23 protein-coding genes are annotated in these 23,739 nt (G+C 45.3%); 10 read left to right on the top strand and 13 right to left on the bottom strand.

Annotated features, from left to right (window positions below; all coding sequences use genetic code 11):
• Nucleotides 1-40: 40 nt before the first annotated feature.
• Complete coding sequence (locus DP120_RS18800) at nt 41-175, bottom strand: Lmo0850 family protein (RefSeq protein WP_267905035.1); 135 nt, start codon at nt 173-175, stop codon at nt 41-43.
• Between the two features lie 294 nt (nt 176-469).
• Here DP120_RS18800 and DP120_RS13245 point away from each other — a divergent pair, with 294 nt between their 5' ends.
• Nucleotides 470-1,645 carry an MFS transporter gene (locus DP120_RS13245; RefSeq protein WP_112224154.1) on the top strand — a complete coding sequence of 392 codons (1,176 nt, stop codon included), beginning with the start codon at nt 470-472 and terminating at the stop codon, nt 1,643-1,645.
• Nucleotides 1,646-1,670: 25 nt separating this feature from the next.
• Here the strand turns inward: DP120_RS13245 and DP120_RS13240 are convergent, their stop codons facing one another.
• Both DP120_RS13240 and DP120_RS13235 read right to left on the bottom strand, forming a co-directional pair.
• Entirely contained in the window at nt 1,671-2,528 is an 858-nt protein-coding gene (locus tag DP120_RS13240; RefSeq protein ID WP_112224153.1) for an SDR family oxidoreductase, read from the bottom strand.
• A gap of 98 nt (nt 2,529-2,626) precedes the next feature.
• Entirely contained in the window at nt 2,627-3,925 is a 1,299-nt protein-coding gene (locus DP120_RS13235) for an MFS transporter (protein ID WP_112224152.1), read from the bottom strand.
• A 117-nt stretch (nt 3,926-4,042) separates the two neighbouring features.
• Here DP120_RS13235 and DP120_RS13230 point away from each other — a divergent pair, with 117 nt between their 5' ends.
• The gene (locus DP120_RS13230) at nt 4,043-5,266 is read left to right on the top strand and encodes a helix-turn-helix domain-containing protein (RefSeq protein ID WP_112224151.1); all 1,224 of its coding nucleotides are present in this window, start codon (nt 4,043-4,045) and stop codon (nt 5,264-5,266) included.
• 27 nt (nt 5,267-5,293) lie between these two features.
• Here the strand turns inward: DP120_RS13230 and DP120_RS13225 are convergent, their stop codons facing one another.
• On the bottom strand, nt 5,294-6,829 hold the full coding sequence (locus tag DP120_RS13225) for an aminotransferase class V-fold PLP-dependent enzyme (protein ID WP_112224150.1): 1,536 nt from the start codon (nt 6,827-6,829) through the stop codon (nt 5,294-5,296).
• A 15-nt stretch (nt 6,830-6,844) separates the two neighbouring features.
• Nucleotides 6,845-7,963, bottom strand: a complete 1,119-nt coding sequence (locus DP120_RS13220) for an NAD(P)/FAD-dependent oxidoreductase (RefSeq protein WP_112224180.1) — start codon at nt 7,961-7,963, stop codon at nt 6,845-6,847.
• A gap of 153 nt (nt 7,964-8,116) precedes the next feature.
• On the opposite strand from DP120_RS13220, the gene DP120_RS13215 reads away from it, so the two are divergent.
• From DP120_RS13215 to cls, 5 genes are all read left to right on the top strand, one after another.
• Complete coding sequence (locus DP120_RS13215) at nt 8,117-8,959, top strand: MBL fold metallo-hydrolase (RefSeq protein WP_112224149.1); 843 nt, start codon at nt 8,117-8,119, stop codon at nt 8,957-8,959.
• A 226-nt stretch (nt 8,960-9,185) separates the two neighbouring features.
• The gene (locus DP120_RS13210) at nt 9,186-10,448 is read left to right on the top strand and encodes a glycosyltransferase (RefSeq protein WP_112224148.1); all 1,263 of its coding nucleotides are present in this window, start codon (nt 9,186-9,188) and stop codon (nt 10,446-10,448) included.
• A complete protein-coding gene (locus DP120_RS13205; protein WP_112224147.1) occupies nt 10,393-11,112 on the top strand; it encodes an HAD-IIB family hydrolase in 720 nt (239 codons plus the stop codon). The genes DP120_RS13210 and DP120_RS13205 overlap by 56 nt, the downstream gene beginning before the upstream one ends.
• Before the next feature lie 197 nt (nt 11,113-11,309).
• Complete coding sequence (locus tag DP120_RS13200) at nt 11,310-12,140, top strand: squalene/phytoene synthase family protein (RefSeq protein ID WP_112224146.1); 831 nt, start codon at nt 11,310-11,312, stop codon at nt 12,138-12,140.
• Nucleotides 12,141-12,280: 140 nt separating this feature from the next.
• A complete protein-coding gene (gene cls, locus DP120_RS13195; RefSeq protein ID WP_112224145.1) occupies nt 12,281-13,735 on the top strand; it encodes a cardiolipin synthase in 1,455 nt (484 codons plus the stop codon).
• A 177-nt stretch (nt 13,736-13,912) separates the two neighbouring features.
• Here cls and DP120_RS13190 read toward each other — a convergent pair whose 3' ends face one another.
• Nucleotides 13,913-14,758 carry a M15 family metallopeptidase gene (locus DP120_RS13190; RefSeq protein ID WP_112224179.1) on the bottom strand — a complete coding sequence of 282 codons (846 nt, stop codon included), beginning with the start codon at nt 14,756-14,758 and terminating at the stop codon, nt 13,913-13,915.
• 139 nt (nt 14,759-14,897) lie between these two features.
• On the opposite strand from DP120_RS13190, the gene DP120_RS13185 reads away from it, so the two are divergent.
• Nucleotides 14,898-16,049: a 3-phenylpropionate MFS transporter gene (locus tag DP120_RS13185; RefSeq protein WP_112224144.1), complete on the top strand. Its 1,152-nt coding sequence runs from the start codon at nt 14,898-14,900 to the stop codon at nt 16,047-16,049.
• A 291-nt stretch (nt 16,050-16,340) separates the two neighbouring features.
• Here the strand turns inward: DP120_RS13185 and DP120_RS13180 are convergent, their stop codons facing one another.
• From DP120_RS13180 to DP120_RS13165, 4 genes are all read right to left on the bottom strand, one after another.
• Nucleotides 16,341-16,586, bottom strand: coding sequence for a hypothetical protein (locus DP120_RS13180; protein WP_112224143.1), 246 nt, complete (start codon nt 16,584-16,586; stop codon nt 16,341-16,343).
• A gap of 54 nt (nt 16,587-16,640) precedes the next feature.
• Complete coding sequence (gene yidC / locus DP120_RS13175) at nt 16,641-17,429, bottom strand: membrane protein insertase YidC (RefSeq protein ID WP_420812443.1); 789 nt, start codon at nt 17,427-17,429, stop codon at nt 16,641-16,643.
• A gap of 547 nt (nt 17,430-17,976) precedes the next feature.
• On the bottom strand, nt 17,977-18,762 hold the full coding sequence (locus tag DP120_RS13170) for a helix-turn-helix domain-containing protein (protein ID WP_112224141.1): 786 nt from the start codon (nt 18,760-18,762) through the stop codon (nt 17,977-17,979).
• Nucleotides 18,763-19,044: 282 nt separating this feature from the next.
• Nucleotides 19,045-19,950, bottom strand: coding sequence for a diacylglycerol/lipid kinase family protein (locus DP120_RS13165; protein WP_112224140.1), 906 nt, complete (start codon nt 19,948-19,950; stop codon nt 19,045-19,047).
• 107 nt (nt 19,951-20,057) lie between these two features.
• Here DP120_RS13165 and DP120_RS13160 point away from each other — a divergent pair, with 107 nt between their 5' ends.
• The gene (locus DP120_RS13160) at nt 20,058-21,185 is read left to right on the top strand and encodes an MFS transporter (RefSeq protein WP_112224139.1); all 1,128 of its coding nucleotides are present in this window, start codon (nt 20,058-20,060) and stop codon (nt 21,183-21,185) included.
• Nucleotides 21,186-21,219: 34 nt separating this feature from the next.
• Here the strand turns inward: DP120_RS13160 and DP120_RS13155 are convergent, their stop codons facing one another.
• Entirely contained in the window at nt 21,220-21,606 is a 387-nt protein-coding gene (locus DP120_RS13155; RefSeq protein WP_112224138.1) for a hypothetical protein, read from the bottom strand.
• Nucleotides 21,607-21,668: 62 nt separating this feature from the next.
• Nucleotides 21,669-22,136, bottom strand: coding sequence for a GNAT family N-acetyltransferase (locus DP120_RS13150; protein ID WP_112224137.1), 468 nt, complete (start codon nt 22,134-22,136; stop codon nt 21,669-21,671).
• 94 nt (nt 22,137-22,230) lie between these two features.
• Between DP120_RS13150 and DP120_RS13145 the strand changes: the two genes are divergently transcribed.
• Nucleotides 22,231-22,722: a GNAT family N-acetyltransferase gene (locus tag DP120_RS13145; RefSeq protein ID WP_112224136.1), complete on the top strand. Its 492-nt coding sequence runs from the start codon at nt 22,231-22,233 to the stop codon at nt 22,720-22,722.
• A 195-nt stretch (nt 22,723-22,917) separates the two neighbouring features.
• Here DP120_RS13145 and DP120_RS13140 read toward each other — a convergent pair whose 3' ends face one another.
• A complete protein-coding gene (locus tag DP120_RS13140) occupies nt 22,918-23,556 on the bottom strand; it encodes a DUF4064 domain-containing protein (protein ID WP_112224135.1) in 639 nt (212 codons plus the stop codon).
• Nucleotides 23,557-23,739 lie beyond the last annotated feature (183 nt).

Genomic DNA, 23,739 nt, shown 5'->3' with positions numbered 1-23,739 from the left:
GAAAAGGAATTCCCCTGCCCAGGCCATTCTGCTCTTCTTATTACGATTGTGTTTGCGGGGGTTGCGGCAATGCAAGTGCTTTCAATAATTCGGTGCGTGATTTAGTGATTTTCGCTTGGATTCCAAGTTTCGATAAATTTGAAACGATATTTCGAACTTCTACTTCCTTCGCCATCCATATCACCTCTCCGTATTCATTCATATATAATAACGTATGTAAATCCTAAATAGATTCATCCAAACAGTTAAATAGTTGACATTTCTGTGTCTATGTATATAATACCATCTTTTCAAGCTTTTAAACTTTTCATTTTCATTACAAAGTTGCAGTAATGTAAACCTTTGTCCTTTTATACAGAACCAATCAGGAAAAACGTTAAAATTTCTGATTTTATTCCTTTCATTTACCTTCGCCGTGAACAGGAGTAAACTGAAAGCACAGCCTTTTTAGAAAGCGGGAAATTATTTTATGAAGAAAACAATTCTATTGCTGATGTCGGTCCAGTTTTTTGTTTACCTCGGATTCGGCATAATTATACCGATTCTGCCGGAAGTGATCATCCAGCAGGGATACAGCGAAATCCATGTCGGCGGACTCATTACAATATATGCGTTATCATCCTTTTTCACTGCACCTTTATGGGGAAAGCTTTCCGACCGTACGGGCAGAAAGAAACTGATTTTAACGGGACTCGCCGGGTTCAGCTTGAGTTTCTTCCTTTTTTCGCTGTTTTTGGATAATCTCACACTCCTCTATTTATCACGCATTGTCGGCGGACTATTTTCCGGCGCCTTGTATACAGCGGTAACTGGATATGTTGCAGACATTACAACAGATGAAGAACGCAATAAATACATGGCCTTCCTCGGGATGTCGATTGGCCTCGGATTCATTTTCGGTCCGGCAATCGGCGGGTTGCTTGGAGCAATCTCACTGTCGTTGCCTTTTACCGTTTCGGCGGTGCTGATTTTATTACTGATGGTTTACGCAAGTTTTGTATTGAAAGAACCGGTACGGCAAGGCACAGCGACCAAACGCGCACTTCTTCCCAAAGGCGCAAGCACCCTTTGGCAATTCCGGATCCGTTACTTATTCCTGATGTCATTCATGGTGACTTTTCTTCTGGCGGGTCTGGAATCGACTTTCCAGCTCTTCCAGATTGACCAGATTGAAATCACTCCGCTGCAGCTGGGCTATTTGTTCATGGCCAGCGGATTTGTTGACGCGGCAATCCAGGGCGGCGTTGTCCGCAGAATAAAAGACGGCGCTGAAACAAAATGGATTATTGGCGCGCAAATTGTTACAGCAGCCGGCTTATCGCTCTTGCCGTTTACTACAAGTCTGATTTTTGCAGGGGTCGCCTTGAGCATTTTCACAGCCGGCAATGCGCTTGCCCGCACCGCGCTGGTTTCATTGACCTCAAAAGAATCCGGCGGCAAATACGGAACCGCTGCAGGGATGACGTATTCGATGGACAATATGGGCCGCATTATCGGTCCCCTATTCTTTACGTGGCTCCTAACAATGCAAGCTGGCTCCATCTACTATTTGTCAGGCGCTTTGGCGATTGCCAGCATCCTGCTGATTGTCCTTTACCGCGGTTCTGCGAAAACCGCATCAGAAAAAGCAAGCACCCCCGCATAATGGGAGTGCTTGCTTTTTTCATTTCTTATAATGGTGTACCGCCGTTGATGTGCAGGACCTGTCCTGTTACATAAGAAGAATCATCAGAAGCCAGATAGACATAGCCTGGCGCAAGTTCATCCGGTTGGCCCGGACGCCCTAGCGGCGTTTGCGTTCCGAATCCTTCAACTTTATCCGCCGGGAAGGATGCCGGGATGAGCGGCGTCCAGATCGGGCCTGGCGCTACGCCATTGACGCGGATGCCTTCTTCAGCCAATGAACCTGACAGCGCACGGGTGAATGACAGGATCGCGCCTTTTGTTGATGAGTAATCGATCAATGTCGGTTCTCCCCGGAATGCTGTTATGGATGTAGTATTGATGATGGAAGCACCGCGTTTCATATGTTCAAGTGCCGCCTTCGTCAAATAGAACATGCTGAAAACATTTGTGCGGAAAGTCCGCTCCATTTGTTCGGCTGTAATATCCTTCAGCGAAGTTTGCATATGCTGTTCAGCTGCATTATTCACAAGAATATCCAATCCCCCAAATTCATCTGCCACTTTTTGCACACTTTCTTTACAGAAGGATTCATCACCGATATCACCTGCGATCAGAATACATTTGCCGCCTTCCTGCTCGACCAGGCGCTTCGTCTCTTCAGCGTCCTCGTGTTCATCAAGGTACAGAATGGCAACATCTGCCCCTTCTTTGGCATATGCTACGGCGACTGCCCGGCCGATACCGCTGTCGCCTCCGGTGATCATCGCTTTTTTACCGGGAAGACGCTGTGCCTGGCCGGCCAAATTTTTGGCGAAGTCGGGTGCAGGATCCATTTCCGATTCAAATCCCGGCTGGCGTTCCTGCTCCTGGCCCGGTACTTTTACCGGTTTATCTTTATCCATTTCGAATCATCCTTTCCAGATTTTTATGTCTTTGTGGATTTTCCCCTTTTGGATAATCGTAAACCTGGAGGCTCACCCTTAACCGAGCATTCACATTTTTATTTCTGCAGTTCCGGATTTACCGGAATGAAATCTTGATCAAGCTCTGGATGCGCCTGTTTTAATATGGAAGGCCGCATCATATAGCCGGTCAATACAATCAGGCAAAGGCTGCTGCCGATAACGACATACTCGGCCGGTACGGCATCATACAGCAAGCCGAATATCAGATAGCCGAGCGGCATCATTGCCATCGCCATCGACTCCAAAATTCCGAAAACGCGTCCGCGATATTCTTCTTCTACATCCTTTTGCATCATGACGCCGATCGGTGTATTGACGAATACATTTGTGACTCCGAAAACCAGCATCAGCAAAAGAAAGTAAACAACCGCTCCTGTATAGGAGAACTCGATCATCAGCGGCAATGCCAAGCCGGCCAATAGAACCGACATGGCCAGGATGCCTCTTTTCGAAAAGCGCAACGGGAACTTCACTTCTTTTCCTACGGAGAAGTAGATGGATGCCAACAGCATCCCCACTGCAATCATCGCTTCAATAAAGCCGAAATGTGTCGTCTCGATTTCCAATTCCTGGATCGCGATAAACGGCAGCCCGATCATCAAAGCGGAAAAGAAGAAATTGACGCCTACAGCAACAGTCACAATCACCATTACCACACGATTCGACCTTAAATAGACAAAGCCTTCTTTCATTCCGGTAACCATCGATTTTTTTGCATCTTCAACAGTTTCAGTGATTCGATTCGTAAACAATTTGAAGTTCATCGTCGACTCCAGCGCCACAGCCAATAAATAAGCAGCCACCTGGATGATCAAAAATACATTCATCGAAACGAACCCGAACAGAATTCCACCTACAACGGGACCGCCGATCGTAGCAATGGCAATGGCAGACTGGTTAAAGCCCATCGCTTTTTGTATACGGTCTGTGTCGATCAGATTCGCGATGGAAGAAGAAAAAGTGACACTCGCAAACATGGAGCTGACGGAAATCAGCGCAGTGGTCGTATAGATGGCCGGCAGCGATAATCCGGCATAAATACTGTAGACCAGCAAGCCGCCAACTGACAAAGCACTGGCCAGCTGCGCCAAAATGACAATCATTTTTTTCGAGTAATTATCCGCGATATATCCGGCAAATGGCGCAAGCAGTGTTCTCGGCAGGATGCTGCAAATCAAATTGAGCGCAAAATTGGCAGCTGAACCGGTAAGCGCGAGTACATATAAACTGATGCCAAAAGCGTAAACGGAACTTCCAAACGTCGAGATAAGCTTACTGATGGTAAACGTGTACAAATGATAAGTAGCCTTGCTGATCTTTACTGCTTCACTCATTTCTTCCACTCTCCACTCCGGATGTTTAATTTAATTAAACAAAATATATCACGCTTTTTCTGGCATTGCAAGCTAAAGTTTAATATAATTAAACAATACTGAAAAGCAGGTGATGAAATGGCTTCATTAGGTGAACGCATAAGAAAATTGAGAAAAGAGAAAGGCCTGACATTACAGGCGTTGGCTGGAGAAGAACTGTCCAAAGGAATGCTCAGTCTGATAGAAAACAATAAAGCTAATCCTTCTATGGAGAGTTTGGCTTATATTGCCGATCGATTGGCAATCGATAAAAATGAGTTGCTGGAGGAATTTTCGACAGCCGAAATCCGGAAATTGCTTCAGGAAGTGGAAGAACTCTATAAAGTAGACATTATGAGCAAAGAGCTCATTAAAGAATATAAAACTATTGTTGCAAAAATACAGCTTTATAAGGATAAGCTGCCTTTCCGTTATGAATCGGCAAGACTTCTTGAGATATACAGCCGCTGCAGTTACCACGCAAAAATTGATGGATGGAAGTCCAGTTTAAAAAAAGCAGAGGAAATTTATGAGGGTTTGCAAATGATCAACCAAAGTGCTGAAATCCATATTTTCCGTGCAATGACGAGTTTTACTGAACATCGGTACAGCGAAGCCCTTACTATGATCCAAGAGTCACGGAAAGTTTTTGAAGAAAGAGTCCGAATTTTGGATCCGTTAAAAAAACTGGATTTTGATTATTATGAGTCGATTCTTTATTCCGCAATTGGAGATGGCAAAAACGCTATTCGGATCATGCAGAATGCAATCGATTATTCAAAAGAGCAGCAGATTTTTTATCGGGTTGACAGCCTTTACCGTCTGGCAGGTTTTCAAGCGGTATTGGACAAGGACATCGAAAGAAAAAATTATTACTGTGAAAAGCTGCGTTTGTTCGCTAACTTTCTGGATGATGAAGAAATGGAGGCTTTTTCGGATGCAATTGAAATTCATTACTTGAATACAGTTTCCCATGAATTTGAAAAAGCTAATGAAATAATTGACCGCAACTTAGCGAAACACGAAGAAATCACCACTTTCCTTTTTACGTTGGAAAAAGGAAAAGCTTTATATGGCATGGGCATGTTCGAAGAAGCGCTCGTCTGGCTCAAGAAACATGAAATGTGGGAGTTTCTGCATCACCCTTATGATTTATCCCTCCATTATGAGAAAGACGCGTATCTGGCTTTGGTTTACGAGAAGTTAGGTGATCACCAATCCGCTTTAGAACATGCAGAAATCGCTAAGGTGAATATCGAGCCAATGCCCGACCTCCCCTATAAAAAGTTCATCATGAAAGTCTATGATCAAATAAATTCATAATAAAACCCGCCGACCGGCGGGTTTTTATCATTCCTTCTGATATTTAAAATAGGTTGCATTGAATTTCTGCAGCGCAGCCCAATCTTTTTCAAAGCTTGGCTGGATACAGGAAATCTGAAAAATGCCGCGCCGGCGCAGATAGCCGCTTTGCGCATGGAGTTCATATCCCGACAAATGGGCATCCTGCGGGAATGTCTCAAATCGCTCAGCTGCCCTGACCGAAATGGCAGTAGGAAAACCTTCGGCCATTAAAGGCCAAGCGCTGATTTCCTGTTTAGTCGTTTCGAACCGCTCCTGCAGCAATTGATAACGTTCCGGGTATTGCTTCAGCGCGATTCCAAAACTTTTCAGCAAACTATAAGGCAAAGTGAAAGGAATATCGCGCTGATATTTTCCGAGATCCAAATAGTTTGGCACAGATTGGTCTTCTGTTATTTCATGATTGGCAAAGACAACAGCAATTCCGCTCATTGTGCCGACCGCTTTTCCGCTGGTCGCCGTCGCAAGCCAGAAGTCTTCCATTGAAAATGGGATAGCCCCGAAACTGCTGATGCAATCGACGCAAAATTTAATCTTATATTTTTTGCAAAGTGCGCCGATGGAATCAATACCATTCACCATACCAGTGGATGTTTCACCATGAACCATCAGCAGCCAGCCGTATTCCCCGTTTTCCAAAAGCTCTTTGATGGCGTCCTCTGAAAACTTTTCTCCCCATCCTTCTTCCATGCTGTCGAATTCAAGCCCCCAGCGGGTAGCCTGTTTTATCAGCCGTTCCCCGAATTCTCCGTTGGCCAGAATAAGACCGCGTTCGTCCAACCGGGAAATCTGCGCAAGCATTGCCTCATTGGATAAGGTGCCGCTCCCTGACAGCAAATACGGAGAAGCTCCTGACATCTTCCTTAATGTGCTCTTCACTTCCTGGTAAATCGCCTGAAAGGTGGACGATCTGTGCGACATCGCTTCTTCGGAAAATGGCCGCGCCAACTCTCCGGTAAGCTTCAGCGGTCCCGGCAAAAATAATTTCCGTTTCGCCTGCAGCCGCGCAGCCACAGACTCTGCATAATCAGCACGGGTTGTAATCATGGGAATAAAAACGGCGTCGCCGCTGCCAACCGGCTCTGCAAATTGGCGGAAGCCGAGTTGTCCATATAATTTTAATTCGCGGACCGTGCCAGAAATTACAGCGGCATCAAATCCTTCTTCACAGCAGTAATCGGATAATGCACGTGCCAGAAGGAAAAATACCCGGCCGTTGCGGTGTTCTTTTTGGACAGCAAGCAGCCTGATTTCACAAATCTTTCCGACCTCATCGAAGTACTCTTCAACCTTTCCGATTTTCCGGTCCAGAGAAAACGGACGATCGGAGCGGAGGGCGATCATCCCTACCAATTCAGTATCAGATAAAACAATCAGGTATGTATTCTCATTATGGTAGGGGTCCACCCGAAGCCCCGTATCATGGGCCTCATGCTGGGGAATCTCTTCTACAAATGTGGTGTAATTCAATTTTGCTATTTTTTCGTACTCAGCTTCAGTGCGGGCAATTTTACACCAGTACACGTTTTTCTCCCCTTTCTATATTTTCCGAAAAACCTGGTCAATGGCATAATCACCCAATTCGATATCCGGCGAAATTCCCATCGCTATTTTAGCCAGTTGTGCGCCAAGAAACGGTCCGGCCGTCAGTCCTGAAGAACCCAGTGCATTTGCGGCGAAAAGATTTCCGTGTTCCGGCACTTGCCCGATAAACGGCAAGGCGCTTAAAGTCGATGGCCGAAAACCGGTGCTGGCACCTGTCAATTCCGCAGCAGCCAAACCTGGAACCACATCCAGCACTTTATCAAGGACGTGATGAATGCCTCCTGCAGTCAATTTGGTGTCGAAACCCGCATTATTTTCATGTGTTGCTCCTGCAATGATGCGTCCATTCGCAAATGGGACGATATATTGTCCGAAGGGCACCATCGCCACCGGCCAGTCACCAGTCGCAGTTTCTTCAAGCTGCAACTGAAGAATCTGCGCTTTCTGCGGAACCACATCCATCTCCAGCCCGAGTGCTCCGAATAATTCAGGTGCCCACGCGCCTCCCGCCGACACGATGCTGTCTGCGTATATTTCCTGCTGCTCCGTTTTCACACCGATCACTTTATCGTTTTCAATAATCAGCTTCGCATCCCCAGCGATAATTTCAGCTCCCAGTTTTCTGGCGGCACTGACGAGCGCATCCCGAACAGCTCTGCCGTCAACTCTGGCCGCCCCACTGACATAAAGAGAACCATACTCATTGCCCGCGTGCGGGAATAAAGCCTGAGTCTGCTCGGCAGTCAGCCTTTCAACTTCTCCCATTTCAGGCGCGTCTTCTTTTCGCTCGCGGGCTTTAGCTTCCATCTTGTCCAGTTTGCTGTCTTCGTGGATGCTGACGATGCCGACCTGCTTATACCCCGTATCCGTTTCGCCAAGCTCTTCCAATTCCTTTATCAAGGCCGGATAATATTTCGCGCCGCTTTTTGCCAGATGATACCAGGCTTTATTGCGGCGCTGGGAAATCCACGGGCAGACGATTCCTGCTGCCGCTCCGGTAGCCTGCCCAGAATCTGCGCGGTCAATCAGAATCACTTCCGCTCCTGCCTTGGCCGCTTCATACGCAGTCGATGCGCCGAGAATTCCTCCACCAATAATGATCAATGACTTCATAATTTCACCTTTTCCTTGCTTCATATGACTATCATTCTAAAGCACTGCGGCAAGAGACTCAACTTCACCAGAAACTGCGCCTGCCTGATTCAATTTCTGCATTTGAGGGTAAAGCAAGAAATAGAAATGATATAAGGACAGGAGGAACTAACAATGGAAAAAAGCAAAAGCACTGAAGCCATCCTTCCGATGACTTCACTTAAGAGCGGTTCCGGAGTGGAAGTTGCCCCGGATGTTTATTGTTACACCAACCAGATCGTCAATCTCTTCTTCATCGGTGACCCGAATGTAAGCAATGATTATATTCTGGTGGATGCCGGAATGCCGCGCTCCGCCAATAAAATTCTTCAGGAAGCTGAAAATCGCTTTGGCCCCGACCATAATCTGAAAGCGATTATTCTTACGCACGGCCATTTTGACCACGTAGGCAGCATTGTCGATATTCTTGAAAAATACCCAGTTCCGGTATACGCTCATCCACTTGAGTTCAGCTACTTAAAAGGCATCACGGATTATCCACAGCCCGATTCATCAGTCGAAGGCGGAATGGTCGCGAAGATTTCAAAAGCATTCCCTGCAGAAGCAATTGATATTTCTGCTCATCTTAAGGAACTTCCAGCAGACGGTTCAGTCCCTGGTATGCCCGGCTGGCAATGGATCCATACACCAGGCCATTCAGAGGGACATGTTTCATTGTTCAGAAAAGCGGGCAAACTGCTGATTGCAGGAGATGCTTTTGTTACGGTCAAACAAGATTCCCTCTATAAAGTTCTGACTCAGAAAAAAGAAGTTTGCGGTCCTCCGGTTTACTTGACCACGGACTGGCGTGCAGCCTGGGAATCTGTCGTGAAGCTTACTGATCTTCAGCCATCAATTGCTGTAACCGGCCATGGCAAACCAATCCACGGTTCAGCACTGGCGGAAGGACTCGTCGACCTGGCGAAAAATTTCCAAGAGAAAGCTGTGCCTTCCCATGGCAAATTTGTTGATCATTGATTTCTCCAACTGATTAGGCTGCAAGAAATTTTCCCGTTGCTTTTTGAAAGACATTTTTTGAACGCCAGCAGACACTGGCGTTTTTTGTGCTGCTACCTAAGTTTTTACAAATATATTAATTTTCAGTTTAAATGTTTATAGTCCCAAATCTTGGGGTATACAATTTACGTAGTCCCAAAATTTTTAATAATGAAAGATAGTAATTATAGAAACGGAGATGAACTCGATGATTAAGAAAGTGCTGTTTGTTTCGGATCATGGAGATCCATTAGCAAAGTTGGGCGGTAAGCAAGCCGGAGGCCAGAATAATTATGTAAAACAATTGGCACTTGCGCTGGAGGATAAAGGTTTACAGGTGGATGTCGTCACTCATTGGTGTGAAGATTCGGCACCCCGTATTGAAGAATTCGGCAAAGCATGCCGTGTCATCCGCATCGAAGCCGGTTACAAAGGATTTGTGTCGAAAAACGAGATGCATTCAATGCTTTCTAAATTTTACTTGGAAATGAAAGAAACACTTCCTCTTGAAACTTATGATATCGTCCATACCCATTACTGGCTGTCAGGATTACTCGGGATCCGATTGAAGGATGAGTTCAATCTGCCATTCATCCATACCTCTCATTCCCTTGGTTGGGCAAAAGAAGAAGCAACCGGAATTGAAGATGAAAGACGTACAGAGGCTGAAACAGCGATTCTGCAAAAAGCCGACAAGGTATTAGCTACTACAAATAGCGAAAAACAATTGATTAGGAAGCATGTTGATTCTCCTTCTCCCATCAGCGTAATCCCCATTGGTGTTGACGAAGCGTTTAAAGTGCGCGGAAGCCGGACACATATTCGCAAAAAACTTGGCTATTCAAGCCCTCTTTTCGTTTTCGCCGGAAGACTGGAAGAAACCAAAGGCATCTTCACTCTGCTCAATGCATTCAAATTACTGGCTGAAAAAACGACAGATACGTACCGCCCTCGCCTAGTGCTCGCCGGCGGTGAACCAGATGCAATTGATCCTGCAACTAAATTGCCAAAAAATCACAAGATCCGTAAAGCCTTGCGCGGCATCGAAGATCATGTGGAATTTTTGGGACCTAAATCACAGGAGGATTTGGCACTCCTTTTCAACTCTGCAACAGCGACCATTGTACCTAGTTTCTACGAATCGTTCGGCATGGTGGCTGCAGAAGCCCAAGCCTGCGGAAGCCCGGTAATCGCTTCAAATGTTGGCGGACTGAAAAACGTAGTGCAGGACGGTGTAACCGGTCTTCTTGTGGAAACAAAAAATGCCGGCGACCTTGCTGTAGCGATGGAGGTCATCTCCATTAACTCCCTTCTTGGCCAGCGACTGAGCCGCCAAGCTGTGGAACTGGCTAAAAAAGATTTCCATTGGCCATCGATTTCCGAAAGAGTATTGAAAATGTATGAGGTGGTAAGCAGTGAAAGAAGCAACACATATACTGGCAACCGATTTGGATGGAACGTTAGTCGGTGATCGAAAAGGTTTGGATGAACTTCTTGAGTTTTATAAGAATCAGCAATACGAAGTTTCCCTTGTCTATATCACCGGACGGCATTACCAATCCGCGTTATCGCTGATTGAAGAAGAAAGCCTGCCAGTTCCTGACGTATTGATCACAGACGTCGGAACAGAAATCCATATTGGAGCTTCACTCGAAAAAGACCGGGATTGGGAAAAAATGATGCTCGAACACTGGCAGCCCGAAGCAATTGATGAACTAGCCGTCTCTTTTGAAGGAATAAATAAGCAGGACCTTCCAGTCACCAACCGCTGCTCCTATTACGCAGAGGACATTGGGACTGTGGAAGCATTTGAACAGCGCCTTGTATCAGCGGAGATTCCGCATAAACTGATTTACAGCGGCGGTGTTGACCTGGATATCCTTCCGGCAGGCAGCGGCAAAGGAGCAGCACTCGAATATATTCTTGAAAAGTTCAATGCACGGGATGCGAAATTGCTCGTAGCAGGTGATTCAGGGAATGACAAAGAGATGCTGACTCTAGGTTTCCCTTCTGTAATAGTGGGGAATGCGCAGTCCGAGCTGCTGGAAAGCCCTGAAAGCCCGATGATTTTCCGGGCTTCGAAAGCTTGTGCAGGAGGCATTCAGGAAGCATGGACCCATTTTTACCCGGAATAGCATCCCTTTCCAAACCTCGTGTTTTGGAAAGGGATTTTTCTTTCCATTAAAGCTCCCAACCGTATTATCATTTGTTTTTTCTGTCAGATGGTTTATATTTAAGGGGAAGGCAAATTCATTTTGCGGAATGGCTGATGCCATGAAAAACATACATATAATGAACCAAGGACTATCCACTTGAAAAGGAGGAATTTGATATGAGCAAAGTTGCGAATCTGCAAAAAGAGTCGATGGTCATGCTGAAAGAAACGAGCCGCACCTTTTTCATTCCGATCAGTTTTTTGGAACCCGTCCTTAAAAAGACTGTGGGCTCAGCTTATCTTTGCATGCGCGCAATCGATGAAATCGAAGATCATCCGGAACTGGATGATGAAGTTAAAAGCAGATTATTAAGGGAAACCAGCAAAATGCTTCATATGCCGTTCGACCGGGAAGCTTATGAAGAGCTGCTTAAACCTTATGAGCACCTGCTTCCGGAAGTAAGCCTCCGACTGGCTGACTGGATCAGCGTCTGTCCACCTGAAATAGCTCCCAAAGTTTTGGAATCGACAGCGGAAATGGCCGAAGGAATGGCCAAATGGGTAGACCGGAAGTTTGTCATCCGTACACGCGAAGATCTCGATGACTATACTTATTACGTCGCTGGACTAGTCGGAACAATGCTGTCCGATCTTTGGAAATGGCATGATAATACCGAAACAGATCCACAACTCGCCATCGGTTTCGGGCGCGGCCTGCAAGCAGTCAATATGTTGCGCAACCTCGACGAAGACCGTGAACGCGGCGTCAGTTTTGTTCCGGAAGGCTGGACGCGCGACGATATGTTCAATTATGCAAATGAAAACCTGGCACAAGCTGATTTATATGTGAAATCGATTAAAAACAAACGGATTTTAATGTTCTGTAAAGTACCGCTTGCCTTGGCACACAGCACTTTAAAAGCGCTGAAATCCGGCAGAGAGAAAATGAGCAGGACAGAAGTTGAAGGCATTGTGGAACAATTGAAAGAACAGGAACAAATCAATTAAACCGCTAAGCCCGTTTCTTTCGAAGCGGGTTTTTACTTTACGAAAGAATCACAAAGTTGATTTTTACAAATTCTTCTTATTGAGAATTATATGGTTTATACTGTAAATACAATGTATTATGCAAAAAAAGGGGAAGTAAAATGACTCTCACCATCATCAGCGTTTTATCTATCGCCATTTTCATACTGAACATCTTCCTTGCAGCAGCACTGGTTTTTCTTGAACGCCGTGATGCTTCTTCGACATGGGCATGGCTATTAGTACTGTTTTTCATCCCGATTGCCGGTTTCTTTGTCTATCTGCTGCTTGGGCGGCGCCTCAGGAAAAAGACTTTATTTAAATGGGAAGGCCGTACACGGATTGGAATCGAGAACTTGATCGCTCATCAGATGAACGAGCTTCATGACGGCACCTTCCATTTCAGGAATGAAAGCTCAAAGGAATACAAAGATCTTATTTATCTGCACCTGCGGAATAACGGTGCTGTTCTGACTCAAAATAATGATGTCCGAATTTTCAATGATGGACGCGATAAATTCGAATCGCTGTTAAAAGATATTGAGAATGCAAAACACCATATACATATCCAATACTATATTTTCAGGCTGGATCAGTTGGGTAACCGGCTATTGGATGCCTTGATAGAAAAAGCGAAACAAGGGGTAAAAATCAGGTTGCTGTATGATGATATGGGCTCACGTACATTGAGCAAAAGGCATTTTAAAGAGTTGGTCAAGTACGGCGGCGAAGTGGAAACTTTCTTCCCTTCCATCCTGCCTCTCATCAATCCCCGCCTGAATTACCGCAACCACAGAAAAATCGTCGTTATCGATGGTTGCATAGGATACATCGGCGGATTTAACGTTGGCGATGAATACATCGGGCTCAGCAGGAAATTCGGTTACTGGCGCGATACGCATCTCCGCTTAGAAGGTGGAGCATTGCATCCGCTCCAAACCCGTTTCATCCGCGATTGGAATCAGGCTTCCATACGCCAGGATATTCAATATGATGAAATCTATTTTCCTGCCATAGCTGAAAAAGGCACAACTTCCATGCAGATTGTTTCAAGCGGCCCCGATGAAGAATGGGAACAGATTAAAGACGGCTATATGAAACTGATTAATATGGCCGATGAATACATTTATATCCAGACTCCCTACTTTATCCCGGATGCCAGCTTCTATGACGCGATTCGAGTCGCGTCTTTATCAGGGATTGACGTGCGGGTGATGATTCCGAATAAACCCGACCATCCCTTTGTCTATTGGGCCACCTATTCCTATGCCGGTCAGCTGCTGCGCGCGGGGGCGCGGGTTTTTATCTACGACAACGGCTTCCTGCATACAAAAATGATTGTGGTGGATGATAAGGCATCGACTGTCGGAACCGCCAATATCGACGTCCGCAGCTTTAAATTGAATTTCGAAGTGAACGCGTTCATCTACGACAATGACATTTCCATAGAACTCGGCAGACTGTTCCGCCAGGATATGGAGCTGTCGAATGAACTCACCACGCAAATCTATTATGAGCGCACGAAATTAATCAAAACCAAAGAATCGATTGCCCGTTTACTGTCACCGATTTTGTAAGAAAAGCGGAAACGGCCGTTCAGCTCCGACAAGCGTAAGACGATTTGGCGAAGTGGCGTCTTTTCAGCCGCACAGCCAAAGTGGCTTACGACTCGAGGAGTTGGCCGTTGGAGTCTGGACAATAAGAAAAAGGCGCCGATCAGCATTAACTGCTGATCGGCGCCTTTTTAAAATCATTTATTCCTGTTCAAGATATTCTTCCAAAGTGATTTTCTCATCGTAAATCTCTTTTGCGACTTCTTTTCCGACATAGCGGAAATGCCAAGATTCATGCATATAGCCAGTCAGCTGCTCTTTGCCTTCCGGGTAGCGCAGGATAAAGCCGAAGCGGTGTGCATTTTCAGCTACCCATTTCCCTGCTTCGGTATCGCCAAAGCTTGCTGCTGCCCAGTGCTGTTCGGCACCGGATTCACCGATGTCAAAAGCTAAACCTGTCTGGTGCTCCGAAAAGCCGGGACGGGCGCTGTAGCGGTCCGCTTTTTCCTGTCCGTCTTTAGCGACATAGCCCTCGTATAATTGCTTCTGGCGGGCAAAATCCCGGAATGTGCTGAAGGCGGTCAAATCGATATTCGATTTTAGTGCTTCAGCACGCATCGCGTCAAATGCGCTTTGTGCTTCCGGATTAACGCCAGGAGCATAATCCGAAGGCAGCGGGTTCTGCTTGTTTGCAAGCAGGATGCCGTTGACCACTGTTGGTTCTTCCGGCAATTCGATCGATTCCGGATACACAGTCGCATCTTTGGCTTCTTCTTCCACCACTTCTTCTTCAGGCTCAGGTGTTACCGGAAGGTCTTCTTCGACTTCATCCTCTTTTTCTTCGGGAATGACAATGCCTTCTTCCTGCACATCCGCAATCTGTTCTTCCGCCGGTTGTTGCTGAGTGCTATCCCCTGTTAAAGCATCAAGGCTCCGTTCCATATTCCAATCATGAAGATATAGCCAAACTGTAATTGATGCCGTAATCAGCAATGCACCGATGATCAAAATCCATTTTATATAAGGTTTCTTATCTTTTTTATTCATTAAATAACGAGATTGCATAGTTCTCCTTCTTTCTCTCAAGTTCTTTATTATTCTAACACTTTTATGCTTTAAATTCTCCCTAAATCAATGAACTTTCGATATACTTGAAATGACTTTTCAAAGATTAGAGGGTACACGAATGAACAATCAAAAATGGCTGTCATTGAATTTTTTCGCTTTCTTCTTTACCTGGGGGATATTCCTGCCTTATTGGACAGGATGGCTCACCAACGATAAAGGGCTGAGCGTTTCGGCAGCAAGCATTATTATGGGTGCCGGGATGATTGCCCGGTCGTTGTCCACTTTGCTCTTTTTCCCGATGCTCACGCGCCTGTTTTCACTCGGCCGCCTGATGCAAATCCTTGCCATCGCTTCACTCGTCAGCATGGCGCTTTACATACCTGCCAATTCCTATATCATGCTGTTTGCCATCACGTTCATCTTCAATCTTATCTATCCGAACATTTTGCCCGCCATGGAAAGTGGAGCTACCGTATTGATGCAAAGCGACCGCATCCATTACGGCAAGAGCCGCTCGTTCGGTTCGCTCGGCTACACAATCGCGCTTCTGATTGTCGGCGTTGTAACCGCCATTTGGCAGGAACAGGCGATTCTTTGGGTCATGCTTGCCGGCCTGCTGTTCATGGCGATTACACAATCGACCGTCTCGCCTGCGCCTTTATCAATAAAACCTGAGCCCAAAAACAAAGCGAGCAAAGGCGCTGTTGGTGAGCTGCTGAAATCCAAAGCATTTTTGACCATCTTAACCGTGTCGATTTTATTGCAGGGTGCTCACGCCGCTTATTATAATTACGGCTTCATCTATTTACAGGATATCGGCGTCAACAGCTTTTATATTGGCCTGATCCTCAATGTCGCCATCATTTTTGAAATCCTCTTTTTTGCCAAAGCGGATACGTGGTTTGACAAATGGAGTGTCTCTTCGATGTTTCTTCTGGCAGGCATCGGTTCGACCTTGCGCTGGATCCTGATTTTCCTGTTTCCTTCTGTTTGGGTATTCATCTTTACGCAGGTGCTGCACGCTTTGTCATTCGGTGTCGCCCATTTCGCTTTTATCCGGTATATTTTCCAGAAGCTCGACCCGCTTCATATTCCCACTGCGCAAGGAATTTATGCTGCGGTCGCTATGAGCCTGAGTGTCGCCTTGCTGACATTCATCGGCGGTTTCCTTTATGAAATCTCACCCGGCTTGTCATTCCTTGGAATGATTGCGTTCTCGTTCCCCGCCATTATCGTTGTTTTGATGACCAGAAAGAAACTTTCTTACTAAATATTTTATTCCACCCCCAAAAGACCTTCCCATCGACCGAATAAATAGGTATCAAAGCTACAAGGAGATGGGCAAAATGAAACAAATTTCACAAAGCGATCTTCTCAATCTTATGAATCGCTTAGATCTTTTACTGAACGAACGGGAACAGGATAAACGGCAAGCTCAAAATACTGCGGCTACCGCTTAAGAAGACCTCAAAGGAATATAATATAGTATGCAAAAAACAGCGCCGCCCGTTTAAACGGGCGACGCTGTTTTTATGTTTAAAAGGAATTCTTCGCTTATCAGTTAAATCAGGATAGTTCCGAGTACTACGAAAAAGAGGATACCGAATATTACTGCCATACCTCTCATCCATTTTGCTTCCCGGTCCATGCCTTGTGCTTTCATCTGGCGGTACCTGAACATATTTGTCATTACGAACAGCACCGTCATGAAAAGAACCGCAATATCCATATATCCCATAATCAGAAATACGACCGCCACAATACTGAGTGAGGCGATTCCGATTCCTTGCAGCATTTTTGAATTCATTTGTTTCACTCCCCAAAAAGAAAGCCGGCATCCGATGCCGGCAAGCTTTCAATATTATTTTTTCTTTTCCAAGACTACTTTCTCATCGCCTTCATCTTCCACTGCTTCCAAAGCTTTTTCCGGATGGTTCGAATAGAATTTCCGTCCGATGAATGTTTGGATGATCAATAGAATACCGCCGACTGTCCAGTAAACCGGCAGAGCGGCCATCGAGGTGAACGAGATGAACATGATCATAATCGGTGAAATGTAGATGAATAGTTTCATCTGTTTCTGCTGCTGTTCAGGCATCGTCCATAGTGAAACTTTTGCCTGGAAGAAGTAAACAGCACCGGCGATCAATGTCATGACGATATCCGGCTCACCAAGGTTAAACCAGAGGAATTCGTGCGAGCGCACTTCCGGCGAATAAAGGATGGCAAAATACAGACCCATTACAATCGGCATCTGGATGACTACCGGCAGACAGCCCATATTCAATGGATTGACTTCATGTTTCTTGTAAAGACCCATCATTTCCTGCTGGAGCTTCATCTGCTCTTCTTTATCCTTTGTCCCTTTCAGGCGCTTTTGGATATCTTCCATTTCCGGGCGCATAGCATCCATTTTCACTTTCATTCCCTGCTGGCGCTTATAAGTGCGCAGCATGAAAGGCATCAATACAAGACGGATAATAACCGTGATTGCTACAATCGCAAGTCCGTAGCTGCCTCCAAAAAGATTCCCTAAATAATCAAGGGAAAAATCGAATGGCGCAACAAAAATGCTATAGAAAAACCCTTCTTTATTCTCTACAGCCGAACAGCCGCTCAGGAAAAGCACCGCAGCAGTAAGCATCGACATTAATAGTAATTTATTTTTCAAATTAGTCACCTTCACCTTTTTAAACTATAAAGAAGTATACCGCATACGAAGAGCATATTTCAAACCGCGCAAAAGAGAGTGTACAATATTCAGCATAGTATATGACAGCATTGTGGCTATTAGAAAAGCGTAAGCGCCCGTTCAGCTCTGAAAGGCATAAGGCAGATCAGCCTAGTGGCGGTCTTTGCCACGCAGTCTCGAAAAGCGGAAGTGCCTGTTCAGCTCTGAAAGGTATAAGGCAAACCAGTGAAGTGGCGACCTTTGCCACGTAGCTGGTTTGACTTATATCCCGAAGAGTTAGGCACTGGAGACTAGACACTGAGTTGACTTATGACCCGAAGAGCTGGGCCGCTGAAGTCTGGACACCCGAAAAGCGACAGTGAGAGATGGCCCCAAGAATTTTGGGGCCATCTCTTGCGACGAAGCAGCGCAGCGATGCAGGAGCAGCCTTTTCCCCGAAGTGCTCCGCCGCCAAAGCCTTATCCCCCAAAAAAAAGCCCAGAAAAAAAAGGAGAATTTCTTCTCCTTACTTAGCGTTCGGCAATGTATATCTGAAATAAGGAATATGCTGGCTGTCGCGGAATTGCTTCGGCGTAACCGTAGTATATTTCTTGAAGATGCGGGTAAAGTAACTCTGGTTGCAGAAATGGAATTGTTTCGAGATTTCTGAAATCCCTTTGTCTGAATGGCGAAGATAATGCTGAGATTCCTCAACACGGCGTACATTCAAGTATTCCACTAATGTGATGCCGGCATGTTCACGGAAAATCCGTGACAAATGGCTTGTCGAAATATGGAAGTGCTTCGCTACATCTTCAACAGACAGGTCGCGTTCAACTTCATCATTGATGAACATCACCACTTTATTTACCGTCTGATGGCCGAATGAAGGCTGTTTGCGTTCTGAAATGACAGATACGAAAAACTCGATCAATTCATCAGCTACATACAGGAACTCTGAATCGTTCATGCGATTATCCACGAGCTCGATGCAGGCATTGTTGAAGGCAAAAGCTTTTTTCGGCGGTACGCGCATTTCAAAAAGTTTTCGTGCCATCACTGAAGAGAGAACTATGTAATAGTTGCGGATCGCGCGGATCGTGTCTTTACCTGCATGCAATGAAATCATATCAATCAAAGCACGAAGGGTCTCTTTCGCTTTTTCTTTTTCCAAGTGATGGATTTCGTAAATTAATTGGGTTTCGGTTTCAAAAAACTTTTCTAGACCATCGTATTGGTTGAGGTTTTCGCTCTCTGCCATGAAAATCTTGGAAATAGTCTCTTGAATTGTTGGTACAGCAATTATATTCATCTTTTCCCCGTCTTTCTTTTCACAAGTTTTTGCACTCACTATATTAACTATATACTGAAACAATAAATAAGAACACAGTTTTGCTCATAATAATATAATATTTTAAGCAATATGGTCTATTACCTAAGCACTATCGCCGGATTTTATAGGAAATATCTTCCCTAAATATATACTAAATATACCGCAAACATTATAAAAAATCTCGCTTTTTCTTTAAAAGTAACATACTTTTAATATTTCTGAAATGCGCCACACCTTCCCCCATATAATGATTTCATTATTCTACTCTTTTAATTCATCTTTATCCGGCGGAATGAGAGCACGAATATGGCGCGGCAGAACTTCAATTTTAAACGGTGTTGCACATCCTTCATCACCGTCAATATTACAAATTAACGGTTCTTTCGTTCTGATGACAACTTTTGTTGTATGGATGGCTTCAACTTCAGGATCTTCTTCCAGTTTCCCTCGCCATAAAGCTCCTGCCATTCTGACAAAACCGGCAAGTTTCGCATGTTCTATAATATATAGATGAAGCAGCCCGTCATCCGTCAATGCTTCAGGCGCCAATTTTTCAAAACCGCCGACTGAATTGGTCAATGCAACCAGAACCAGTTTTGCATCACCTTTCCAAACGCCATGGTCATGTTCGACTTCAAAATAAGTTTCTTCTTCAGAAGTGATCGCTTTGACTCCTTCAATAAAATAAGCGAGCGAACCAAGTCGTGTCTTTTGTTCCGGTGATACTGAGGAAGTAGATTCTGCTATGTCGCCGATAGCCAAAATGTTCATGAAATACATATCGCCCACTTTTGCAATATCAACCGCTTTTTCCGCCCCTTTTTTCAATGCTTCAATCGCTTCTTCCGGATCCAGGGAAATTCCGAGTGCTCGCGCAAAATCATTGACAGTTCCTAGAGGAATCAAGGAAAACAATGGCTGATGAGGCTGTTCCGCCAGACCGGATACAGTTTCGTTTATCGTGCCGTCTCCGCCCATTGCAACAACAAAGTCATATTTCTGCTCGCAAGATTCCCGGGCAAAAAGAGTAGCATCCCTTTGTTTTTCTGTCTCTTTAGTATCGACAATATATCCCATTTCTTTAAGGGTTTTTTCAACACTTTCACGATAATCGGCAGCTTTTTCTTTTCCTGCCGATGGATTTAGTATAAACATAGCCTTTTTCATCATCTGACCTCCAAGTGGTATAATAGCTTCATTATTTCTATTTACCCTTTTTTCACTCACTCTTAATCCATAAACCACTTATTATTTCCAGGGAATGAGGAACAGCAATGCAGCTTTTCATCTATATCATCATCTTCTTTGCCTTCTTCGATTTATTTGCCCAGCTGCCAATCATCAGTCCTTTTGCGATTGAATTGCAGGCGACACCTTTTTTAACCGGATTGGCAGTCGGCATGTACTCGCTTTCCAATACATTCGGGAACATCATCTCGGGTATTTTCTCCGACCGCAAAGGCCCTTTCACACTCCTTGTGGCAGGATTGCTTTTGACCGCTGCATTTCTTTTTACTTATTCGCTTGCAGCAGGACCCTATAGCTTGCTTGCCATACGTTTTCTCCACGGACTATCGGCAGGATTAATTGTCCCGGCGGCCTTCACTTACCTGGCCAATCACACAGAACACAGTCGCCGCGGCAAAGGAGCTGCGGTTTCCGGTGCGTTTGTCGGCCTTGCCGCAATTCTCGGCCCAGCCTATGGGGCAATTTTTGCCAGCCGCACCAGTGTGCCGGAAACCATGTCGCTTACGGGCAGCATGCTGCTGGTCCTCGGGCTTCTATCTTTTTTTCTGTTGAACCGCACCGTGAAAAAAAGAAAAGAGCTCATAACTGAGCCCCTTACATTCAACATGATCATTCTTAGCTCTGGCTTATTGCGCGCCTTTATGGGGGCTTTCTTCCTGATGTTTTCGCAAGGCGTCCTTGCTTATATGCTGCCGTTGAAAGTTTCGGGTCTCGGGCTGCCACCGGAAATGAGCGGCCTGTTACTGAGCGTTTTCGGCATAGCGGCCATTTTGGTGTTCCTGCTTCCGGTGAATCGCCTGTTCGATGCCGTTAAGCCTGTCTATACCTTAATAGCAGGATTTCTCCTTATGGGCACTTCGCTGTTTCTACTGAGTTCCGTTTCCGCCGCCTCCCTGCTTTACTTCAGCATGATCAGTTACGGAATCGGTTTTGCGCTCCTGTTTCCATCTATTAATTCGCTGCTGATCGATTCGACAACGGAACGTTCCCGGGGCAAAGCCTACGGTTATTTTTACGCCTTCTTTTCAATCGGCGTTGTGGCGGGCTCATCCTTTACAGGTGCGCTGGCACTGAGCGCCGACCGCGGATTTATCACAAGCGGGGTATTGCTGTTAAGCGCCGCTGCAGTGAATATGAGCACGTTGAATAAATGAAATAAAAATAAAGGGTGGTCCACGGACCACCCTTTTAGATATTGTCGGTATTTAATTTTGTTTCAGGAGACACGGATTCGGTGTCTTCCGCTTTTTCCTTGCTTGTATCGTTCGGTGATAATTTTGTTTTTTCTTCATTTGTGCCATCTTCTTGCTGCTCTTCTTCATTGTAATACTGCACCGAAGTCGGCGCGCCTTCTGAAACCATCTTGTTTTCACGTGGTTCCTGCGGCTTTGATCCGTCATGCGCTGTTTTTTTATTGTCATCCAAGTTTTGTGATTCCATATATGAATTCACCTTCTCTTTCGTATTATTGAAAGCCAATGTCGCTTTTTCACGATTTTCCGGGTTTTTGAAGTAAGTATACGCACCTACTGCAAGCCCCGCCAATAACAAGCCTCTGCCTTTTCCCTTTGCCATTTGACCACTCCTCCGCGAATTGATGTCTTCTATAATATATACCCTTATTCATTTTATTTAATCTATCTGGAGGTGTTCGGACTACCCCTTTTATCCAGCCTCATATCCACATGCGGAATGCCGTCTTCATCATAAACGTCTGATATCGGGTCAAAGCCGAATGATTGATAGAATTCCTGTAAATAGACTTGTCCCTGCAATCGGATCTCTTCCGGCTGCCATTCATTGAAAATAAAATCGATGCTTTTACGCATCAACTCCCGCGCAAGTCCGCGTCCTCTTGCATCGGGACTGACAATCACCCGGCCGATAGAAGGCACGCCGTATTTAAGTTCCCCCGGAACGAGCCGTGAATAAGCAAGAATCTTTCCATTCTCCCTATATGCCAAATGGACCGATTTCTGATCCAGCCCGTCCAGTTCAGGATACGGGCAATTTTGCTCAACTACAAAAACATCCACACGCAGCTTCAGCATTTCATAGAGTTCTGCTGCAGCCAGTTCATTAAAATCAGCAATTTTCCAAGTCAATTCCACTCACTCCTTTAGTCTCTATTATTCCACAACAGTGGCTATTCAGGGGGAATTTTGATATGATGACGAAAAGAATTTCCGAGGTGATTGCATGATTCGCACAGGTACATCCAAAGATATTACAGCTGTTCAGGAAATTGCCCATATCAGTTGGAATGACACTTACCAAGACATAATCCCGGTGAATATACAGCAAAGTTTCTTAGATAAATCCTATTCCGTCCCAATGATGGAAATGCGCCTGAAAAAAACGATTCTTCTTTTAGCGGAACATGAAGGTGAACCTATTGGCTTTGCCAATTTCACGAAACTCGATGATGACGGAGACGCTGAATTGATTGCATTGTATTTAAAACCTGAACACCAGCGTCACGGCTATGGAAAAAAACTGCTCGACAGCGGTTTGACTTATTTACTCGACGGTTCAAATCTTTTTGTCTATGTGGAAAGTGAAAACAAAAAAGGCCGCAGCTTTTATGAATCGAACGGCTTTGAGTTTGTGGAAGAGTTTGAAGAGCTATTTGAAGGCCACCCGTTGCAGACAGCCAAATATGTTTACAATTTGAAAGCACCCGCTCTATGAGCAGGTGCTTTTCTTTGTCTAGACTTCAACGGCCAACTCCTCGAGTCGTAAGCCTCACTGGCTAGGCGGCTGAAACTTCCCTCTGTCGCCTAGATTGAACTTACAGTGCTCCTGCATCGCTGCGCTAGCTTCGTCGCAAAGAGTCGGCCGAACTTCCTTCGTCCAACTCTTAGCTGAGCGGCCGTTTCCGCTTTTCTATAGTGGACGGTAAGGTGTATCATCGTCGCGGCGCGTACTATCGCGGCGGACTGTGTCGTCTGTTCTGCGAACTTCATCTTCGCGATGTACAGGCTCATCCGTTCTTCGGACATTATCTTCACGGGAAAGCGAATCATCCGTTCTGCGGATTTTGTCATCGCGGTAAGCACCGTCATCTCTTCTATGCAATTCATCATCGCGCATCGGCGGTTTGCGTACGAAGCACATAATTGCAGCAATATAGAATAGAATCGATGTCAGCGACAGGACGCCTGCCAACAGACCGGCAAGTATGAAGAATATGCCTGCAAGGCTTGCATTGCTGGTTTTCTTCAAATTAATAAGAGCCACGATTGCTAAAATGGTGCTGAGTGCAAGCAATGCAACAAGGGCCCAGCCGAATACACCGGTACCTTCCATGATGAAGTCAACAACCATTTGGGCTTCTTCAGGACTTCCTTCAAAAGCAGGGTCGTTCATAATTTCCTGCTGAAACTCCTCAAACTCGGCCGTACCTTCCAGACCGCTGATACTAGTGATCAACCATGCCAATAAGATGATCGTAATAATGTTAAATACAATTCCGATTATACCGAGGACTCTTTCTCCTGTCCTGCTGATTGTTCCATTATTCATCTAACTACCTCCCTCTTATTTGCAGCCGCAGCACTTTTCGATACGGCATACAGAAAAATTGTTCCATAGATAAGATTCCCTGAAAAAAAATGCTAAAACATGTTTAGATTGCTTTCAGCCGGGTATTTATTTAGTAACAAACAATATTACAAACATTTGAGAGGGGTTCTATAAAATGGAAAA

The sequence above is a fragment of the Planococcus halotolerans genome (assembly GCF_003289955.1).
GTDB lineage: Bacteria > Bacillota > Bacilli > Bacillales_A > Planococcaceae > Planococcus > Planococcus halotolerans.
The sequence above is the reverse complement of the archived record's forward strand: the minus strand, read 5'-3'. Positions and strand labels throughout refer to the sequence as shown.

Bases quoted from the DNA above. Each gene is read 5' to 3' on its own strand.
- DP120_RS13160 (WP_112224139.1), top strand. From the start codon at position 20,058: ATGCAGCTTTTCATCTATATCATCATCTTCTTTGCCTTCTTCGATTTA.
- DP120_RS13245 (WP_112224154.1), top strand. From the start codon at position 470: ATGAAGAAAACAATTCTATTGCTGATGTCGGTCCAGTTTTTTGTTTAC.
- DP120_RS13235 (WP_112224152.1), bottom strand. From the start codon at position 3,925: ATGAGTGAAGCAGTAAAGATCAGCAAGGCTACTTATCATTTGTACACG.
- DP120_RS13185 (WP_112224144.1), top strand. From the start codon at position 14,898: ATGAACAATCAAAAATGGCTGTCATTGAATTTTTTCGCTTTCTTCTTT.
- DP120_RS13230 (WP_112224151.1), top strand. From the start codon at position 4,043: ATGGCTTCATTAGGTGAACGCATAAGAAAATTGAGAAAAGAGAAAGGC.
- yidC (WP_420812443.1), bottom strand. From the start codon at position 17,429: ATGTCGATGCTTACTGCTGCGGTGCTTTTCCTGAGCGGCTGTTCGGCT.
- DP120_RS13165 (WP_112224140.1), bottom strand. From the start codon at position 19,950: ATGAAAAAGGCTATGTTTATACTAAATCCATCGGCAGGAAAAGAAAAA.
- cls (WP_112224145.1), top strand. From the start codon at position 12,281: ATGACTCTCACCATCATCAGCGTTTTATCTATCGCCATTTTCATACTG.
- DP120_RS13220 (WP_112224180.1), bottom strand. From the start codon at position 7,963: ATGAAGTCATTGATCATTATTGGTGGAGGAATTCTCGGCGCATCGACT.
- DP120_RS13155 (WP_112224138.1), bottom strand. From the start codon at position 21,606: ATGGCAAAGGGAAAAGGCAGAGGCTTGTTATTGGCGGGGCTTGCAGTA.
- DP120_RS13215 (WP_112224149.1), top strand. From the start codon at position 8,117: ATGGAAAAAAGCAAAAGCACTGAAGCCATCCTTCCGATGACTTCACTT.
- DP120_RS13145 (WP_112224136.1), top strand. From the start codon at position 22,231: ATGATTCGCACAGGTACATCCAAAGATATTACAGCTGTTCAGGAAATT.
- DP120_RS13200 (WP_112224146.1), top strand. From the start codon at position 11,310: ATGAGCAAAGTTGCGAATCTGCAAAAAGAGTCGATGGTCATGCTGAAA.
- DP120_RS13180 (WP_112224143.1), bottom strand. From the start codon at position 16,586: ATGAATTCAAAAATGCTGCAAGGAATCGGAATCGCCTCACTCAGTATT.
- DP120_RS13190 (WP_112224179.1), bottom strand. From the start codon at position 14,758: ATGAATAAAAAAGATAAGAAACCTTATATAAAATGGATTTTGATCATC.
- DP120_RS13140 (WP_112224135.1), bottom strand. From the start codon at position 23,556: ATGAATAATGGAACAATCAGCAGGACAGGAGAAAGAGTCCTCGGTATA.
- DP120_RS13210 (WP_112224148.1), top strand. From the start codon at position 9,186: ATGATTAAGAAAGTGCTGTTTGTTTCGGATCATGGAGATCCATTAGCA.
- DP120_RS18800 (WP_267905035.1), bottom strand. From the start codon at position 175: ATGGCGAAGGAAGTAGAAGTTCGAAATATCGTTTCAAATTTATCGAAA.
- DP120_RS13170 (WP_112224141.1), bottom strand. From the start codon at position 18,762: ATGAATATAATTGCTGTACCAACAATTCAAGAGACTATTTCCAAGATT.
- DP120_RS13240 (WP_112224153.1), bottom strand. From the start codon at position 2,528: ATGGATAAAGATAAACCGGTAAAAGTACCGGGCCAGGAGCAGGAACGC.